This window comes from Pantoea sp. BJFS-204 (genome assembly GCF_049310725.1).
Lineage (GTDB): Bacteria > Pseudomonadota > Gammaproteobacteria > Enterobacterales > Enterobacteriaceae > Pantoea > Pantoea agglomerans.
In genome coordinates this window covers 1-16,055 of record NZ_JBMOWE010000012.1, presented here as the reverse complement: position 1 = coordinate 16,055, position 16,055 = coordinate 1, and the positions used below count along the sequence as shown (strand labels likewise).

17 protein-coding genes, 2 tRNA genes and 2 rRNA genes are annotated in these 16,055 nt (G+C 56.5%); 10 read left to right on the top strand and 11 right to left on the bottom strand.

Annotated elements, in window-relative coordinates; translation table 11 throughout:
• Positions 1-150: 150 nt before the first annotated feature.
• Positions 151-990, bottom strand: coding sequence for a MurR/RpiR family transcriptional regulator HpxU (hpxU, locus tag ACO6VX_RS21735; RefSeq protein WP_422458297.1), 840 nt, complete (start codon positions 988-990; stop codon positions 151-153).
• 138 nt (positions 991-1,128) lie between these two features.
• On the opposite strand from hpxU, the gene ACO6VX_RS21730 reads away from it, so the two are divergent.
• The 4 genes from ACO6VX_RS21730 to hpxZ are packed head-to-tail and all read left to right on the top strand — an operon-like array spanning position 1,129 to position 4,684.
• The gene (locus ACO6VX_RS21730; RefSeq protein ID WP_422458296.1) at positions 1,129-2,715 is read left to right on the top strand and encodes a gamma-glutamyltransferase family protein; all 1,587 of its coding nucleotides are present in this window, start codon (positions 1,129-1,131) and stop codon (positions 2,713-2,715) included.
• Between the two features lie 12 nt (positions 2,716-2,727).
• Positions 2,728-2,910 carry an oxalurate catabolism protein HpxX gene (gene hpxX / locus ACO6VX_RS21725; protein WP_422458295.1) on the top strand — a complete coding sequence of 61 codons (183 nt, stop codon included), beginning with the start codon at positions 2,728-2,730 and terminating at the stop codon, positions 2,908-2,910.
• Entirely contained in the window at positions 2,907-4,304 is a 1,398-nt protein-coding gene (locus ACO6VX_RS21720) for an AtzE family amidohydrolase (protein WP_122889168.1), read from the top strand. Before hpxX ends, ACO6VX_RS21720 begins: the two co-directional genes overlap by 4 nt.
• Positions 4,304-4,684 (top strand): oxalurate catabolism protein HpxZ, encoded by a 381-nt coding sequence (gene hpxZ, locus ACO6VX_RS21715; protein WP_010255141.1) that lies wholly within the window; start codon positions 4,304-4,306, stop codon positions 4,682-4,684. The genes ACO6VX_RS21720 and hpxZ overlap by 1 nt, the downstream gene beginning before the upstream one ends.
• Before the next feature lie 50 nt (positions 4,685-4,734).
• On the opposite strand, the gene puuE is transcribed toward hpxZ, so the two are convergent.
• Genes puuE through ACO6VX_RS21700 form a run of 3 tightly spaced genes read right to left on the bottom strand, consistent with a single transcriptional unit; the run spans position 4,735 to position 7,171 of the window.
• On the bottom strand, positions 4,735-5,688 hold the full coding sequence (gene puuE / locus ACO6VX_RS21710) for an allantoinase PuuE (protein ID WP_010255138.1): 954 nt from the start codon (positions 5,686-5,688) through the stop codon (positions 4,735-4,737).
• Between the two features lie 32 nt (positions 5,689-5,720).
• Positions 5,721-6,452 (bottom strand): allantoin racemase, encoded by a 732-nt coding sequence (gene hpxA, locus ACO6VX_RS21705; protein ID WP_122889169.1) that lies wholly within the window; start codon positions 6,450-6,452, stop codon positions 5,721-5,723.
• Positions 6,449-7,171, bottom strand: coding sequence for a GntR family transcriptional regulator (locus ACO6VX_RS21700; protein ID WP_010671140.1), 723 nt, complete (start codon positions 7,169-7,171; stop codon positions 6,449-6,451). Before ACO6VX_RS21700 ends, hpxA begins: the two co-directional genes overlap by 4 nt.
• A gap of 144 nt (positions 7,172-7,315) precedes the next feature.
• Between ACO6VX_RS21700 and ACO6VX_RS21695 the strand changes: the two genes are divergently transcribed.
• The gene (locus ACO6VX_RS21695) at positions 7,316-8,824 is read left to right on the top strand and encodes an NCS1 family nucleobase:cation symporter-1 (protein WP_033756668.1); all 1,509 of its coding nucleotides are present in this window, start codon (positions 7,316-7,318) and stop codon (positions 8,822-8,824) included.
• Positions 8,825-8,873: 49 nt separating this feature from the next.
• On the opposite strand, the gene ACO6VX_RS21690 is transcribed toward ACO6VX_RS21695, so the two are convergent.
• Both ACO6VX_RS21690 and dnaQ read right to left on the bottom strand, forming a co-directional pair.
• Positions 8,874-8,950: transfer RNA gene (locus tag ACO6VX_RS21690), tRNA-Asp, on the bottom strand.
• 134 nt (positions 8,951-9,084) lie between these two features.
• On the bottom strand, positions 9,085-9,816 hold the full coding sequence (gene dnaQ / locus ACO6VX_RS21685) for a DNA polymerase III subunit epsilon (protein ID WP_010255127.1): 732 nt from the start codon (positions 9,814-9,816) through the stop codon (positions 9,085-9,087).
• 51 nt (positions 9,817-9,867) lie between these two features.
• On the opposite strand from dnaQ, the gene rnhA reads away from it, so the two are divergent.
• Positions 9,868-10,335 (top strand): ribonuclease HI, encoded by a 468-nt coding sequence (gene rnhA / locus ACO6VX_RS21680; protein ID WP_010255125.1) that lies wholly within the window; start codon positions 9,868-9,870, stop codon positions 10,333-10,335.
• Here rnhA and ACO6VX_RS21675 read toward each other — a convergent pair.
• Positions 10,317-11,054 carry a class I SAM-dependent methyltransferase gene (locus tag ACO6VX_RS21675; protein WP_010255122.1) on the bottom strand — a complete coding sequence of 246 codons (738 nt, stop codon included), beginning with the start codon at positions 11,052-11,054 and terminating at the stop codon, positions 10,317-10,319. The genes rnhA and ACO6VX_RS21675 overlap by 19 nt on opposite strands.
• A 42-nt stretch (positions 11,055-11,096) precedes the next feature.
• Between ACO6VX_RS21675 and gloB the strand changes: the two genes are divergently transcribed.
• Together gloB and mltD are read left to right on the top strand one after the other, a co-directional pair.
• Positions 11,097-11,852 (top strand): hydroxyacylglutathione hydrolase, encoded by a 756-nt coding sequence (gene gloB, locus ACO6VX_RS21670; RefSeq protein WP_010255119.1) that lies wholly within the window; start codon positions 11,097-11,099, stop codon positions 11,850-11,852.
• Between the two features lie 71 nt (positions 11,853-11,923).
• Positions 11,924-13,300: a murein transglycosylase D gene (gene mltD, locus ACO6VX_RS21665; RefSeq protein WP_022625195.1), complete on the top strand. Its 1,377-nt coding sequence runs from the start codon at positions 11,924-11,926 to the stop codon at positions 13,298-13,300.
• A gap of 110 nt (positions 13,301-13,410) precedes the next feature.
• On the opposite strand, the gene ACO6VX_RS21660 is transcribed toward mltD, so the two are convergent.
• Positions 13,411-14,202, bottom strand: a complete 792-nt coding sequence (locus tag ACO6VX_RS21660) for an endonuclease/exonuclease/phosphatase family protein (RefSeq protein ID WP_010255114.1) — start codon at positions 14,200-14,202, stop codon at positions 13,411-13,413.
• Between the two features lie 262 nt (positions 14,203-14,464).
• Here ACO6VX_RS21660 and yafC point away from each other — a divergent pair, with 262 nt between their 5' ends.
• Positions 14,465-15,367 (top strand): DNA-binding transcriptional regulator YafC, encoded by a 903-nt coding sequence (yafC, locus tag ACO6VX_RS21655; protein ID WP_187510981.1) that lies wholly within the window; start codon positions 14,465-14,467, stop codon positions 15,365-15,367.
• Between the two features lie 62 nt (positions 15,368-15,429).
• Positions 15,430-15,576: a hypothetical protein gene (locus ACO6VX_RS21650; protein WP_155724509.1), complete on the top strand. Its 147-nt coding sequence runs from the start codon at positions 15,430-15,432 to the stop codon at positions 15,574-15,576.
• A 1-nt stretch (position 15,577) separates the two neighbouring features.
• Here ACO6VX_RS21650 and ACO6VX_RS21645 read toward each other — a convergent pair.
• The 3 genes from ACO6VX_RS21645 to ACO6VX_RS21635 form a co-directional block, all read right to left on the bottom strand.
• Positions 15,578-15,654: transfer RNA gene (locus ACO6VX_RS21645), tRNA-Asp, on the bottom strand.
• A gap of 87 nt (positions 15,655-15,741) precedes the next feature.
• A 5S ribosomal RNA gene (gene rrf, locus ACO6VX_RS21640) occupies positions 15,742-15,857 on the bottom strand.
• Positions 15,858-15,948: 91 nt separating this feature from the next.
• Positions 15,949-16,055 (bottom strand): 23S ribosomal RNA (locus tag ACO6VX_RS21635); the annotation flags it as partial.

Genomic DNA, 16,055 nt, shown 5'->3' with positions numbered 1-16,055 from the left:
AGATGCAATCTGCAACTAATGTGCCAATCCGGACGGCCACAGAAAAAGGGTTAAGCGGCAAAGCATTCAGCTGAAATCTGGCGTAATCGGGACGACTACGCCGGGGGAAGGTCTGTTCTGAAATGGGGCAAAGCACCAAAACGGTGCCTTTTAGCGGTGCTCCAGCTCGTCAAACTGCTGGTAAAGGTCGGCGATCTGATGAATGCGCTGACGTCCCTGTGCCAGCATTTCATGTAGCAGTGCATTGGCAATCAGGTTAACCAGACTCATGGCGGAGCCATAACTGTCGAAGGCGGAAACGCTGTCCAGCGGCGTACAGAGCTGCCAGCGCGCCAGCGCAATCACCGTCTGCGCCTGCGGCTCACACAGCGCCAGCATCGGGATACCGGCCGCCTGCAACTGCTGCATCAGCGGGCGAATGATGCGGGGACGACGACGGAAGGCCATCACGACCACCATATCCTCCGGCGTAATATCCACCAGCTCCTCAGCCAGCGTCTGGCCCGGCTGCGGCAGGATATGTACCTGCGAACGCGCCTGCACCAGCTGCTGTCGCAGATGCAGTGCCACCGGATAGGCGTTGCGCATGCCGATGATAAAGACGCGTTTTGCCTGCGCCAGCTGCTGGATAACCTCATTAAAGTGCCGGGCATCCAGACTGTTCACCCACTGCGTCAGGTTAGCCATCTCCTGCTTGTAGTGTCGCGCCAGCAGCGTATTGCCCTGCACCGCATCACGATTATCGGTCAGCGGCATGCCGCTCTGGCGCAGGATGCGTAACTCATCACGCATATCCTTGTATTTTTCATAGCCCAGACGCTTAAACAGCCGGCTGACCGTGGCTTTCGACACGCCACTGAGCCGCGCCAGCTCGGCACTGTTGTAGCTGATCAGGTCATCGAAGTGGTCAAACACGAAGTCGGCAATACGCTGCTCCTGCGGGGAGAGCTGGGGATAGTGACTCCTGAGTCGTTCATCAAGCTGTTTCATAACCCGTCCTGTAACTTTTGTTTCAGCAGAAGCTAGCACAATTTGCGCCAGGTTAACCGGCGCATCGTCAGCTCAGGGTGAAAACTGGAACAGCTCTTGCTTTGTTATCGGTTCTGTCACCCGGATAACGAGAAAAAGATGATTCAAAGCAATATGGCCCCGCAGGGGATGGCGGTGACGCCACACCATCTGGCGAGTGAGAGCGCGCTCGCGGTACTGCGTGATGGCGGTAATGCCATTGAAGCGATGGTAGCCGCTGCCGCGACCATCGCCGTGGTCTACCCGCATATGAATGGACTGGGCGGTGATGGTTTCTGGCTGATTCTGCCGCCCGGCGGCGATCCTGTCGCTATCGACGCCAGCGGCGCAGCCGGTTCGCTGGCTCATCACGATTTCTACGCCGATCACCCTAAGATTCCGCATCGCGGGCCGAAAGCGGCGCTGACCGTGGCCGGTACGGTCAGCGGCTGGCAGGAGGCACTGAATCTCTCGGCTGAGATGGGCACCCCGCCGCTGCCGCTGGCACGTCTGCTGAGCGATGCGATTCGCTACGCCGCCGACGGTATTCCGGTGACCACCTCACAGAGCGCCGCCACCGCGACGTTCCGCAGTGAATTGCAGCATCAGCCCGGCTTCAGCGCCACCTTTATGCCTGACGGCAACGTGCCGCAGCCAGGCAGCCGTTTTACCCAGCCCGCCCTGGCAAACACCCTCAGCCAGCTTACTGAAGAGGGGCTCGACAGCTTTTATCGCGGCACGCTGGCTCACCATATGGCCGATGAGATGGCCACGCTGGGCATGCCGGTGACGCTGGCCGATCTGCAGCAGCATCGCGCCCGCCGCACGACGCCGCTGCATCTCTCCCACAGCGAAGGTGACATCTGGAATATCACCCCGCCAACGCAGGGCATGGTGTCGCTGGCGATCCTGGGCATCACCGATCGGCTGGAGATGGCGGAGGCTGACGATGCGCAGACGGTGCACCGTATCGTGGAAGCCACCAAAAAAGCGTTTGCACTGCGCGACAAACACATCACCGATCCGCGTCACGTCACGGAAGATTTGCAGGCGCTGCTGGACAGCGATCACCTTGCCACACTCGCCAGCCAGATCACCGATGGAGAGGCGGCGGCATGGGGAAACGGACGCGGGCCGGGCGATACGGTCTGGATGGGCGTGATGGACAGCAGCGGCCTGGCCGTCTCCTTTATTCAGAGCATTTATCACGAATTTGGCAGTGGTGTGGTGCTGCCCGGCACGGGTATCACCTGGCAGAACCGCGGCGCCGCTTTCAGCCTCGATCCTGACCATCTGCTGGCCCTGGCACCCGGTAAGCAACCGTTTCATACCCTGAATCCCGCCGCCGCACGGCTGAAAGATGGCCGGACGCTGGTGTATGGCGCGATGGGTGGGGATGGACAGCCGCAGACTCAGGCGGCGATTTTTACCCGCCATGTGATTCAGGGCTTGCCGTTACAACAGGCAGTCAGTGCGCCGCGCTGGCTGCTGGGCCGGACCTGGGGGCAATCATCAGACTCGCTGAAACTGGAAGGCCGTTTTGACGACGAAACGGTATTGATGCTGCGTCTGTGGGGACATGAGGTGGAGCTGCTGCCGGACTTCAGCGAATCCGTGGGCCATGCGGGCGCCATTGTGCGCCACAGCAACGGCATGTTTGAGGGCGCAAGCGATCCACGCAGTAACGGCAGCGCCGCCGGTTTTTAACAGGAGCGAATCATGAATCAACACGACTGGGCCAGCTACATCGGCCATATGGAGCAGATACTGCAACTGGAACTGGATGACGCCCGCCGCGCTGAACTGCTGATCCAGCTGTCGCGTATCGCGGAGATGGCCGCGCCGCTGATGGCGTTTCCGCTGGATTACCGGCTTGAAGTGGCAGGAGTATACCAGGCATGAGATTAGGTGACGTTTCGATTCAGACCCTGCAGCGGGCGATTCAGCAGGGTGAAATCAGTGCGCTGGAAGTGGCAAAGCGCACGCTGCAGGCGGTTGAGCAGCACAATCCGGCGCTGAATGCCTGGACGGAAGTGACCGGGCCGCGCATGTTAAAAGAAGCCAGTGCGATTGATGCGCAGCGGCAGCGCGGCGAAACCCTGCCACCGCTGGCGGGCATCCCGTATGCGGTAAAAAACCTGTTTGATGTGGCGGGTCACACTACCCTGGCCGGTGCCAGCCTGTTCAGCGACCGGCCGGCGGCACGTGCAGATGCGTTTGCTGTCGATAAACTGCGTCGCTCTGGTGCGCTGCTGTCTGGCATGCTGAACATGGATGCCTACGCGTATGGTTTTACCACCGAAAACAGCCACTACGGCGCGACTCACAATCCGCGCGATCTCAGCCGCGTGGCTGGCGGCTCGTCAGGCGGTTCGGCGGCTGCCGTGGCCGCTGGTCTGGTCCACTTTTCACTGGGCACCGACACCAACGGCTCGATTCGGGTGCCCGCGTCGCTGTGCGGTATTTTTGGTCTTAAGCCGACCTTTGGCCGGTTGTCACGCAGCGGCAGCCATCCGTTTGTCGCCAGCCTCGATCACATCGGTCCTCTGGCGCGGCGGGTTGAAGACCTGGCGCTGGTATATGATCTGTTGCAGGGCGCAGACCACACCGATGCGTTTCAGGCCGATCGCCCGCTGGCCGCGACGCTACCGGGGCTGTCACAGGGCAGCGAAGGCTTGCGCTGCGGCGTACTGGGTGGCTTTTTTGCCCGCTGGTGCGATGAGGATGCCCGCGCTGCCGTCGCGGTGATCGCGGCAGCACTTGATGCACAGGAAGAGGTGCTGATGCCAGACGCTGAGCTGGCACGCTCGGCGGCGTTTATCATGACCGCGGCAGAAGGCGGCAATCACTATCTGCCCGCCCTGCGCCAGACGCCTGAGCAGTTTGAACCCAATTCACGCGAGCGTCTGCTGGCCGGTGCCATGATGCCAGGTGCCTGGTACGTGCAGGCGCAGCGTTTCCGCCGCCATTTCCAGCAGCAGGTGTTGCCGCTTTTTGATCGGTTTGATGTGCTGATAGCGCCGGCGACACCCTGCAGCGCGATCACCATCGGTCAGCAGACCCTGTCGATTCAGGGGGAATCGCTGCCCGCTAAGGCGAGCATGGGTATGCTGACGCAGCCGATCTCCTTCCTGGGATTGCCGGTCTGTACCGTGCCGCTGGCGACCCGAAGCGGTCTGCCGATTGGATTACAGCTTATCGCCCGTCCATTTAATGAAGAGGCGGTGTTACGTGCCGCCTGGGCACTGGAACAACGCGGCATTACGATACCGCAAATCAATATGGCTGGAGCCTGATGAACAGAGAGATTAATTTACCGCAGGTAGTCACCGAGGTGACGGCGCAGTTTTACCGCTACGAGCAGGCGCTGGTCAGCAATGACGTGGCCGAACTGGATGCGTTGTTCTGGCACGACCCGCGAACCGTGCGCCTCGGCGCGGGTGAGAATCTGTATGGCATTGATGAGATTCGTGCCTTCCGCGCCGCGCGTCCTTCAGCCGGGCTGAACCGGACGCTGCGAAACACCGTGATCACCACCTTTGGCGAGGATTATGCGGTTTGCAGCACCGAATTTACCCGCACCGGCAGCGATAAAATTGGCCGTCAGCAGCAGACCTGGGTACGTATGCCCCACGGCTGGTGCATCGTGGCGGCGCAGGTCAGCCTGATGAGCTGACATCGTCCGGCGCTTCGCCCGATCAACGCGGGGCGAGCGCCGGAACCGGCTTAAGGTGCCGGGTGCGTGTTGATCCAGTGGTCAGCGATCTGCTGACGGGTGCAGATCCAGACATCCTCATGCTGCTGGATGTGATCGAGAAAATTCTGCAGCGCGCGGAATTTGCCAGGACGACCCAGCAGGCGGCAATGCATACCGATCGACATCATCTTCGGTGCGGTTTCGCCCTCTTCATACAGCACATCGAAGCTGTCGCGCAGATAGGTAAAGAACTGTTCCGCGGTATTAAATCCCTGCGGCGAGGCAAAGCGCATGTCATTGCACTCCAGGGTATAGGGGATAATCAGGTGCGGTTTAACCGTTCCATCCTGACAGGTGACCTGGGTCCAGAAAGGCAGATCGTCGCCGTAGTAGTCACTGTCATAGCTAAAACCGCCCTGCTCCACCACCAGCCGCCGGGTATTCGGGCTGTCGCGGCCGGTGTACCAGCCGGTCGGCGCTTTACCAAACAGATCAACCAGCACATCGACCGCCTGCTGCATATGCTGGCGTTCGGTTTTTGCATCCATGCCCTGATAGTGGATCCAGCGCCAGCCGTGACTGACCACATCGTAGTCAGCCTGTTTAATCGCTTCGACGACTTCCGGATGACGCGCCAGCGCCATCGCCACGCCGAAAACCGTTAACGGCAGACCGCGTTTCTGGAATTCGTTGTGGATACGCCAGAAACCGGCGCGTGAGCCGTACTCATACAGCGACTCCATCGACATGTGGCGATCGGGATAGCTGGCTGCCCCGATGATGTCGGAGAGGAACTGCTCTGAGCCGGTGTCGCCGTGCAGCACGCTGTTTTCTGCGCCCTCTTCGTAGTTCAGAACAAACTGCACCGCCACACGGGCGTTGTTGGGCCAGGCGGCGTGCGGCGGATGAGCGCCATAACCGATTAAATCGCGCGGATAGTTTTTGTTAAAGCTGTACTCTTTCTTCTCTGCAGCGTCAGTCATCACTCCACCTGTTTTGATTCGGGAAAGTTCCGTTAGTTTAGATGCTGAAACGCACCTGAGAGAGGTTTCTGCAAAGGCCAGGCCAGATCACCATGTTTGCTGGTGCCAAAACCAAGCGCCACCAGCGACTCCACCATCTTCACCGCCGCGCTGACGCCATCGATCACCGGCAGGCCGAGCTCCCGGGTCAGCTCCCCGGCCAGCGTCGCCATTCCGCCACAGCCCAGCACAATCGCCCCGCTGCCATCTTCCCGTTTAGCCTGAATGCAGCGCTGCCGCACTTTTTCCTGCGCCAGGCCGCTGCCATCTTCCAGCGCCAGTACCGGCAGATCGATGGCATGCAGTGCGGCACAGTGATGGGTAAAGCCATACTGCTGCAGCAGATGACGCGCAATCACCAGGGTGCGCGGCAGCGTGGTGACAATGGAGAAACGCGTCGCCAGCAGCGTGGCGGTATGCATCGCCGCTTCCGCAATGCCGATCACCGGTCCGCTGGCCAGCTCGCGTGCCGCCAGCAAACCCGGATCGCCAAAGCAGGCAATGACGTGGCCGCTGACGCCCTTCGCTCTGCCCAGTTTAATCTGCTCCAGTACTCCGATGGCGGCGATCGCCTCATCGAAGTGCCCTTCAATGGAAGGCACGCCCTGCGACGGCGAAACAGCCAGAATTTCGGTGCCCGGTGCGGCGACCGCACGCGCGGCCTGACCGATAGTTTCGGTCATCGCCAGGCTGGTATTAGGGTTAATAACCTGAATCAGGCTCATGAGGCAGCTCCAGAGCCTGCGGCAAACAGTCGGGAAAAGTCGGGCAGCGTTTCCCCGCTGCGCTCAAAGTGCAGGCTGGAGACGATGTGCTCGAAGTGATGCTGTAGCGCCTGCGTCAGCGGCTGCAGCGCACGCGCGCGCAGTAACTGAAGCAGATTCGCATGATCGTCACAGCGGCAGCCACGCTGCCAGGGTGCGCCATAGGCGGCGATCACCAGCGATGATCGCTGCGTCAGACTGGTCACCATGCCGGTGAGCACCTGATTCCCGGAGATTGCCTGTAACTGAATATGAAAGGCCGCTGACAGCCGGATGGCTGCCGGGCCATCATGATCGGCGTGCGCCTGGTTCTCCTGCGCGATGAGCTGCTCCAGCGCCACCAGATGCGGGGGCTGCAAATGGGCCAGGACCACTGGCAGATTAGCGCACTCCATTAAACTGCGGGTTGAGAAGATATCCCGCGCCTCTTCAACGCCGGGTGTGGAGACCTGCGCACCACGTTTGGGCGTCAGAGTGACCATTTGCACCGCCGCGAGGCGTTGCAGCACTTTGCGGATGCCGGTGCGGCTCACACCGAAGACCCCGGAAAGGGCCTCTTCCGGCAGTTTACTGCCCGGCGGCAGCTGATGCTCAACAATGGCGTTCATCAATGCCTGGTAAATCCCTTCATCTTTATCCTGCAGCCTGGTGGCGTCTCGCTGTCCTGTTTTACTCGTCATTACACGCTCCGGTCGCTTGCTGTACGCCACATATCGTATACGTGAAAAATAAATATTGTATACAAGAAAAGAGATCTGGCCTGGATCCTGCAATACCGCTTTACCAGATTATTCATTCCACTCTCGGGTAGAGGAGCAGGTTTCATGCCAAATCAATCAACGGTGGCCAGCACGGCCTCTGAAGCCAACGCCCGTTACAGCCCACGACTCTGTAACGACGACCTGGCACCGACTCGCGATCAGAACTGGTCGTGGTACAACATTTTTTCTTTCTGGATGTCGGATGTGCACAGCATGGGCGGCTATGTGGTGGCGGCCAGCTTCTTCACGCTGGGATTAGCCAGCTGGCAGGTGCTGCTCTGCCTGCTGGCGGGGATCTGCATCGTGCAGATCTGTGCGAATCTGGTGGCGAAACCGAGCCAGATGGCGGGCGTCCCCTATGCGGTGATCTGCCGTCAGGCATTTGGGGTGTTTGGTGCCAATATCCCGGCGGTGATACGCGGCCTGATCGCGTTCGCCTGGTATGGCATCCAGACCTATCTGGCGGCGAATGCGCTGATGCTGGTGCTGCTGAAGTTCGCGCCGTCGCTGACGTCGATGACCGTGCCGCACTGGCTTGGTCTGTCGCTGCTGGGCTGGTGCTGCTTCGGCATTATGTGGTTACTGCAGGCGATGGTGTTCTGGCATGGCATGAACGCCATCAAACGGTTTATTGATGTCGCCGGACCGGCGGTCTATGTGGTGATGGTCGCGCTGGCGGGCTGGATTGTATACAAGACCGGCTTCGATGGGATCTCGTTTACCCTCGCCAGCAAATCGCTCACCGCAGGCGAGCAGACGTGGCAGATGATTACAGCGACGGCGCTGGTGGTCTCTTACTTCTCCGGACCGCTGCTGAACTTCGGTGACTTTTCACGCTACGGCAAAAGCATGTCAGAGATCCGTCGCGGCAACCGCTGGGGACTGCCGTTTAACTTTCTGCTGTTCTCGGTGGTGACGGTAGTGATTGTGTCGGGCACCCAGTCGCTGTTTGGCAAAATGATTACCGATCCCATCGAAACCGTAAGCATGGTCGGCAACGATCTGGCGGTCGCGATTGGATTGCTGACCATGATTACCGCTACCATCGGCATCAATATCGTGGCGAACTTCGTCTCGCCCGCTTTTGACTTCTCCAACTGTTCACCGCAGAAAATCAGTTTCCGTACCGGCGGGATGATCGCCGCGGTGGGGTCGGTGCTGTTAACGCCGTGGAATCTGTTCCAGTCTCCTGAGCTGATTCACTATACGCTGGATGTGCTGGGATCGTTTATCGGGCCGCTGTTCGGGATTCTGCTGACCGATTTCTATCTGATTAAACGTGGACGTATCTCGGTCGACGATCTTTTTAACGATACGCCAGCAGGCCGCTACTGGTATCGCGGTGGCTTTAACCCTAAAGCGATTGGCGCACTGCTGCCATCGGTGGCGATTTGCCTGGTGATTAGCTTTATCCCTTCCCTGCATCAGGTGGCGAATTTCAGCTGGTTTATTGGCGCCGGTCTGGCGGCAGGCTGCTATCGCTTTATCGCCCGTGAAGATCGTGAGGCGGAGGATGGTGCCCGCTGGCAAGGCGAGGTGATGCCGCAGAAGAACCAGGCCACCGCTGAATAGCAGACAGCAAAAATCCGATTCATTTCTGAATCGGCTTTTTTAAAGAGATTGGCGGAACGGACGGGGCTCGAACCCGCGACCCCCTGCGTGACAGGCAGGTATTCTAACCAACTGAACTACCGCTCCGCGCTTTGTTCCCCGTCGGGAACGAGGCGCATAGTAATGGCAGCCTGTTGCGACGTCAACGCTTTTTCCAGGCGAACAAATCGTTTGCTGTTTTTTTCAGCTTGCCGTTGATTTTATCCACAAAAATGCGTAATTCAGCCGCGCCACAGGCAACTACCACCCTTTTTCATCACCAGATCCAGACGTGACTCATGGGCAACCACTTCCTCATCGCTGGCCGTGACCACGCGCAGTGCAGAGGTGGGACGCACGATGCGCTGGATGCTCTCTCCCTGCGCCTGTCGGGCGCTTTCACTTTCCGATAAAAAGGAGAGTGAAGTCTGTCCGCCGGTCATCGTCAGGAAGACTTCAGCCAGAATCTCGGCATCGAGCAGTGCGCCGTGCAGGGTTCGTTTGCTGTTGTCTATTTCGTAACGCGAGCAAAGCGCATCAAGGCTGTTGCGCTTGCCGGGAAACATACGGCGCGCCAGCGCCAGACTGTCGGTGATTTTGCAGAAGGTTTCGGTTTTCTCAATGCCGCGGTTCAGCTTTGCAAACTCGTAGTCCATAAAGCCGATATCAAACGGGGCGTTATGGATCACTAATTCAGCACCGCGAATGTAGTCGAGAAACTCATCGGCAATCTCGCTGAATGCAGGCTTGTCGGCCAGGAACTCATCGGCAATGCCGTGTACGCCAAAGGCTTCGGGATCGACCAGCCGATCGGGCTTGAGATACATATGGAAATTGTTACCGGTCAGGCGACGGTTAATCACCTCTACCGCACCAATCTCAATGATGCGGTGCCCCTCATAATGTACCCCGATCATGTTCATGCCGGTGGTTTCAGTATCGAGAACGATCTGGCGGTTATTTGCAGTGCTCATAAGACCCGTTTTATGTCAGACTTAGCGTTTTTGAGAGGAAGTCTACCAGAGATGCGCAAACAGGTAGAAATATTCACCGATGGATCCTGTCTTGGAAATCCCGGCCCCGGCGGTTATGGGGCGATTTTACGCTACGGTCAGCATGAGAAAACCTTCAGCGCGGGCTATCACCTTACCACCAATAACCGGATGGAGTTGATGGCGGCGATTGTCTCACTGGAAGCGCTGACTCAGCCGTGCGATGTGGTGCTCAGTACCGACAGTCAGTATGTGCGTCAGGGAATTACCAGCTGGATCCATAACTGGAAAAAGCGTGGCTGGAAAACCGCCGACAAAAAGCCGGTGAAGAATGTCGATCTCTGGCAGCGTCTCGACTTAGCACTCAGCACCCATAAGATTCAGTGGGAGTGGGTTAAAGGCCATGCCGGACATCCGGAAAATGAGCGCTGCGACGTGCTGGCCCGCAGCGCAGCTGAAAATCCCGCTTTTGAGGATATCGGTTATAAAACCGAATCCTGATCCTCTGCCTGCCGGAACTGGCGTGTGGCATTGACCGTCTGGCGGATCTTGCTGGTGCTCATACTCTTCTTAGCCCGGGTCGGCAGCAGCGGGAAGGTGCGTTTACGTGCCACCACAATATTCAGACAGCCCAGCGCCGGTAAGTGGGCGCTGATCAGTTTTCCGCCCTGCCGATGCCACGGCAGCACCTGAAAGCGGGTGCGATAGACCACCTCATAATTCAACAGTCCCAGCCAGTCGACTAACCGCACCTGGCTGAACATCCGTCCGCTCCAGGGGGCTTTGCGGTTCAGGCCCGGCACCATCTTACTCACGCCGAGCAGGCTGAATGGATTGAAGCCGCTGATAATCATCCAGCCATCATCAATTAACACCCTATCTACTTCACGTAACACCCGGTGAGGATCCTGGCTCCAGGCGAGCGTATGGGCCAGCAAACAGGCATCGATCGACTTCGACTCAAACGGCAGTTGCATCGGGTCAGCCAGCACCTGTAACAGATCACCTTCCCTGCCAACATTGACCTGATGTGAAATAGCACAGTTTTCGGTGTTGATTTCTGCGCTGAGGTTGCCAAGCTTAAGCATATGAAAGCCATAAAGCTTTCCAAGGTAAGGCTGAAGCTGCTGCGTTAGCGCGTCGCGGAAATAATCTCCCCACGGCATATCGCGCCATGACAGCGGTGCGTTCAGAATCTGGCGTGATTTAGCGGGCTTCATGCTTTACGCTCTTCCTTTTCCTACGACCTGCGAGAGGTGATGATGAATCTTACCAGTATTCCTGCGTTGCAGGACAACTACATCTGGACGCTGACTGATGATGACGGTAAATGCCTGATTGTCGATCCCGGCGAAGCCCAACCGGTGTTAGAAAAAATGGCCTCCAACGGCTGGCAGCCGGTCGCTATTCTGCTGACTCACCACCATAACGACCACACGGGCGGAGTGAAAACACTGTGCGAGCATTTCCCTCAGCTTGAGGTCTATGGTCCCCAGGAAACTGCGGCTAAAGGGGCCAGAACGATAGTCAGCGAAGGCGATAAGGTCACGGTACTGGGCCTGACGTTTGAGGTGATCCACACTCCTGGTCACACTTTAGGACATATCTCATATTACAGCTCACCTTATCTTTTCTGTGGTGACACACTCTTTTCGGGCGGCTGCGGACGCCTTTTTGAGGGCACGGCAGAGCAGATGTATGATTCCTTTCAAAAGCTTAACCAGCTTCCAGGTGAAACATTAGTCTGCTGCGCACATGAATATACTTTATCCAATCTGAAGTTTGCTGCGGCTATTCTGCCCCATGACCCACAAATAACGGCCGAATATCAGAAAATTAAGGACTTACGCGCTGAAAATGGCATTAGTTTGCCCACAAAACTGGCGCACGAACGGACAATAAATTTATTTCTTCGCACGCAAGACGTTGATTTACAAAGGGCATTAAACGTTAACGTTACTGATGAACCCGTATGGCGTTCATTTGCCGTTCTACGCGAGAAGAAAGACGCTTTTTGATTTTTCGGGTTGTGTTGTGAAAAGTCGTCACGTATAGTTGCTCGTCTTTTAAGCGAACTATTGACACACACATGAAGGCTAAAGCGATCTTACTCGCCTCAGTCTTGCTGGTAGGATGTCAGGCGTCCAGGAACGATGCCAATATCCCGGTACAGCATGCACAGAGTCTGTCTTCAGCTGGTCAAGGTGAAAATGGAAAGTACGGAGACGAGTTTTTGTCGCCGCGATGGCAGGAAGATGGAACTGGCCTCGCAGCAGACGCAGATCTCTGGAGTTTCATTAGTGACGAGTTGAAGATGGGGATTCCGGAAAACCCGGCAATCCGCGAACAAAAAAGTAAATTTTTAAAAAATAAGAGCTATCTCCACGATGTAACATTACGGGCAGAGCCGTACATGTACTGGATAGTCGAGCAGATACAGAAACGTAAAATGCCGATGGAACTGGTACTGCTACCCATAGTGGAGAGCGCTTTTGACCCCCGGGCAACTTCATCCGCCAATGCCGCTGGTATCTGGCAGATTGTTGCTGCAACAGGTCGAAACTATGGTTTGAAACAGAACCAGTATTACGATGGGCGACGCGATGTGGTCGCATCCACGAAAGTTGCGCTGGATATGATGCAGCGTCTTAACACCATGTTCGACGGCGACTGGTTATTAACCATCGCAGCGTACAACAGTGGTGAAGGACGTGTACTCAAAGCGATAAAGCAGAACAAGGCGCGCGGTAAGCCGACTGACTTCTGGCATTTGTCGCTGCCACGTGAAACGACCGTGTATGTGCCTAAAATGTTAGCTCTGAGTGAACTGCTCAAAAATAACAAGCGTTACGGTATCAAACTGCCGACACCTAATGAAAGTCGTGCTCTGGCGCGAGTGGAAGTGGGTCAGCAGATACAGCTGACGCAGGCTGCCGAAATGGCGGGTATGTCGCTCACGAAACTGAAGAGCTTCAATACCGGTTACAAAGGCGGCGCAACAGCGCCAAACGGCCCACACTATATTATGGTGCCGAAGTCGAACGTCGCGAAACTGCGTAATTCACTGGCTTCCGGTGACATCGCAGCGGTACAGCCTACTCAGCTTGCGAAAGCCAGTGCGAGTGGCGGGTACAAAGTGCGACGGGGTGATACGCTCTCTGGTATCGCCTCAAAACTTGGCGTTAGCGTCTCGACACTGAAGCAGGATAACAACCTGCGCGGTGCTGATATCCGACCGGGTCAGACTCTGACCATTGGTTCGAATGGCACCCGACTGGCTGATAACGGCAACAGCATCACCTATCGTGTTCGTAAGGGTGATTCTCTTGACAGTATTGCCCGTCATCACGGCGTTAACATCAAAGACGTGATGCGCTGGAACAGTGTGCTGGACAGTGCGAAAGATATTCAACCCGGCGATAACTTAACGCTGTTTGTGAATAATAACGCAACACCTGATACCTGATACGTTGAAAAGGCTGACATTTGTCAGCCTTTTTCTTTTATTCATCCGCCACCGTTTACTCATCTGCCGGACTTCCCTCCCCCTTCTGCAGGCTCGCTTAATGCACCGGACTAGCTTCCTGAACTGAACTCCACCAGTAAGGGGTTATGGTCGGACGCGCGCGTCACCAGTACGGATGCCTCACTCACCCTGAGATCGCGATAGAAGACGAAATCCAGCGGGCGACCAAAGGCTTTACGGCGGTGATCGGCAGTGAACATGACCTCTTCCAGCTTCATTCGCTGTGCAAAACGGTAGAGTGCATTGATACGCTGACGGCTCCAGGCATTGAAATCCCCGGCCATAATCACCGGCCCCTGGTGATGCATGATCTGCTCCCCGATTGGCCCCAGCTGTTTACTGTAGACGTCGACGCCCAGGCTGAAATTTACCGCATGGATGTTCACGACCATCAGCATTTCCCCCGTGGGCAGCGGATACGCCGTGACCAGTGCCGATTTTGACAGCCTCAGCAGAGGCTCACGCTCACGCAACGGGCAGCAATAGACCGGGTGCGCAGAGGCGAGCGTCATCACCCCAGAGGGATGCTGAGGCAGCACAAAGGCAGGTACCTGATCGGCAGCAAGATAATTACTGGTGGCAAATTCCACCAGTTCTGGTGTGGTCTGCGCTTCCTGCAGTAATACCAGGTGCGCATCTTTACCAAATCCTTCCAGTACCGACATCCAGTCTGCGCGTTGCTGCTTGAAGATGTTCCACACCAGAACTTTGAGGTTTGGGTGCGCGGGCAAGGGTGCGCCGGGTGGCAGTGCCTGACCGAGATGGAGCATCGCGCCAGGTGGAAAGATCTGTTCCACTGGTTGTCCTGCTACATATCGCATTGCATAAGTTTTTTTGCGCACTTTCCCGCCTGGCTGATGATTCAAAATACAGTTAACACCTGTCTGTTATAGGGATTTTAGACCGGGGTTTCAATGGATGCAGGTGAATGTCAGAATTCATCACCTTTTCCAGAATAAAGCAGCCCTTTTACGTTCGCTAAGCAAAACGAGGCAGATCAGGCGGTGACATCCCCGATGTCATCGTTAACGGCTCCTGTACTGGTTATAACAGCATTATCAGTCATAAACTGGCTTAATGGCCATGTGACTGCAGGGAGGAAGAATGAAGGCATCTTCTGATGAACTAAAAGTGTTTGTCAGCGTAGTAGAAAGTGGAAGTTTCAGTCGCGCTGCTGAACAGCTGAAGATGGCTAACTCTGCCGTCAGCAGGACAGTTAAAAAGCTGGAGAGCAAGCTGGGTATTGCCCTGCTGACCCGCACAACACGGCAGCTGGCGCTTACGCAGGAGGGCGAACGCTATTTTCGCCATGTTCAACGTTTTTTGCAGGAGATGACCACGGCAGAAAGCGATTTGATCGAGAGTTTACAGGCGCCTAAAGGACTACTGCGCGTTGATGCCGCGACGCCGGTCATTCTGCATTTGCTGATGCCGATGATTAAACCCTTTCGTCTGCGCTATCCTGACGTGACTCTTTCTTTGATCTCCTCAGAGAGTTTTATCAATCTGATTGAGCGGAAAGTGGATATCGCCATTCGCGCCGGCAATCTCACCGACTCAACGCTGCGCGCCCGGCTGCTGTTCAGGAGCTTTCGCAAGATGGTTGCTTCACCCGCCTATCTCCGTGAGCATGGGACACCGCAAACGGTGGCTGAGCTGGATAACCACCACTGTCTCGGCTTTGATGATTCCCCACGACTCAATCGCTGGCCCGTCTCCCGTGAAAGCGGCGAACTCTATGATATTAGCTGGGCTATCTCCTCTAACAGCGGAGAGACGATTAAGCAGCTCTGTCTTACCGGTAATGGTATTGCCTGCCTGTCGGACTATATGATCGATCGTGAAGTTGCTGAGGGAAAACTGGTGGAAGTGTTGGCCGAGCAGCGTCTGCCGGTCGAGATGCCCTTCCATGCTGTTTACTACAGTGATATTGGCGTAAGCCAGCGTGTGCGCGCTTTTATCGATTTTCTGAGTGAGTGGACAGCTGACCAGCCGTGGCGTACCTGAAGTCTACAGGGGCAGGCCTGATCGGGGTCTGCCCGCACACAATTTGGAAGGGGTGGGATCGATTGCGCGATTATCGCTTCAGATTCAAAGAATTAGCGATCGTTAAAATGATCCGGGAGATCGAAGAGAATCAGCGCGGTGTATTTTTCCGTGTTGAATTTGCTGCAATGGAAAAAGCCCTGACCGTTAAGTCAGGGCTTTCCAATTAAGTGGCGGAACGGACGGGGCTCGAACCCGCGACCCCCTGCGTGACAGGCAGGTATTCTAACCAACTGAACTACCGCTCCACCGATTCTTTCACAGCTGTCAGCAACGGGCTGATGGCCGTCTGTTCCTGTTATTTTCCTTGTCAGGGGAAAAGGAACGAATTTGATGCCTGGCAGTTCCCTACTCTCGCATGGGGAGACCCCACACTACCATCGGCGCTACGGCGTTTCACTTCTGAGTTCGGCATGGGGTCAGGTGGGACCACCGCGCTAAAGCCGCCAGGCAAATTCTGTCTCCGCGCCGCCCGTAAGGCCGCGCAGATATATCCGGTACAGGCTGAAAATCGTGTCTCTCAAAAACGCCTCTGGCGTTGTAAGGTTAAGCCTCACGGGTCATTAGTACCGGTTAGCTCAACGCATCGCTGCGCTTACACACCCGGCCTATCAACGTCGTAGTCTTCAACGTCCCTTCAGGACTCTCA

Bases quoted from the DNA above. Each gene is read 5' to 3' on its own strand.
- mltD (WP_022625195.1), top strand. From the start codon at position 11,924: ATGAAGGCTAAAGCGATCTTACTCGCCTCAGTCTTGCTGGTAGGATGT.
- hpxU (WP_422458297.1), bottom strand. From the start codon at position 990: ATGAAACAGCTTGATGAACGACTCAGGAGTCACTATCCCCAGCTCTCC.
- hpxZ (WP_010255141.1), top strand. From the start codon at position 4,304: ATGAACAGAGAGATTAATTTACCGCAGGTAGTCACCGAGGTGACGGCG.
- yafC (WP_187510981.1), top strand. From the start codon at position 14,465: ATGAAGGCATCTTCTGATGAACTAAAAGTGTTTGTCAGCGTAGTAGAA.
- dnaQ (WP_010255127.1), bottom strand. From the start codon at position 9,816: ATGAGCACTGCAAATAACCGCCAGATCGTTCTCGATACTGAAACCACC.
- ACO6VX_RS21700 (WP_010671140.1), bottom strand. From the start codon at position 7,171: ATGACGAGTAAAACAGGACAGCGAGACGCCACCAGGCTGCAGGATAAA.
- puuE (WP_010255138.1), bottom strand. From the start codon at position 5,688: ATGACTGACGCTGCAGAGAAGAAAGAGTACAGCTTTAACAAAAACTAT.
- ACO6VX_RS21695 (WP_033756668.1), top strand. From the start codon at position 7,316: ATGCCAAATCAATCAACGGTGGCCAGCACGGCCTCTGAAGCCAACGCC.
- hpxA (WP_122889169.1), bottom strand. From the start codon at position 6,452: ATGAGCCTGATTCAGGTTATTAACCCTAATACCAGCCTGGCGATGACC.
- ACO6VX_RS21730 (WP_422458296.1), top strand. From the start codon at position 1,129: ATGATTCAAAGCAATATGGCCCCGCAGGGGATGGCGGTGACGCCACAC.
- gloB (WP_010255119.1), top strand. From the start codon at position 11,097: ATGAATCTTACCAGTATTCCTGCGTTGCAGGACAACTACATCTGGACG.
- rnhA (WP_010255125.1), top strand. From the start codon at position 9,868: ATGCGCAAACAGGTAGAAATATTCACCGATGGATCCTGTCTTGGAAAT.
- ACO6VX_RS21675 (WP_010255122.1), bottom strand. From the start codon at position 11,054: ATGAAGCCCGCTAAATCACGCCAGATTCTGAACGCACCGCTGTCATGG.
- hpxX (WP_422458295.1), top strand. From the start codon at position 2,728: ATGAATCAACACGACTGGGCCAGCTACATCGGCCATATGGAGCAGATA.
- ACO6VX_RS21720 (WP_122889168.1), top strand. From the start codon at position 2,907: ATGAGATTAGGTGACGTTTCGATTCAGACCCTGCAGCGGGCGATTCAG.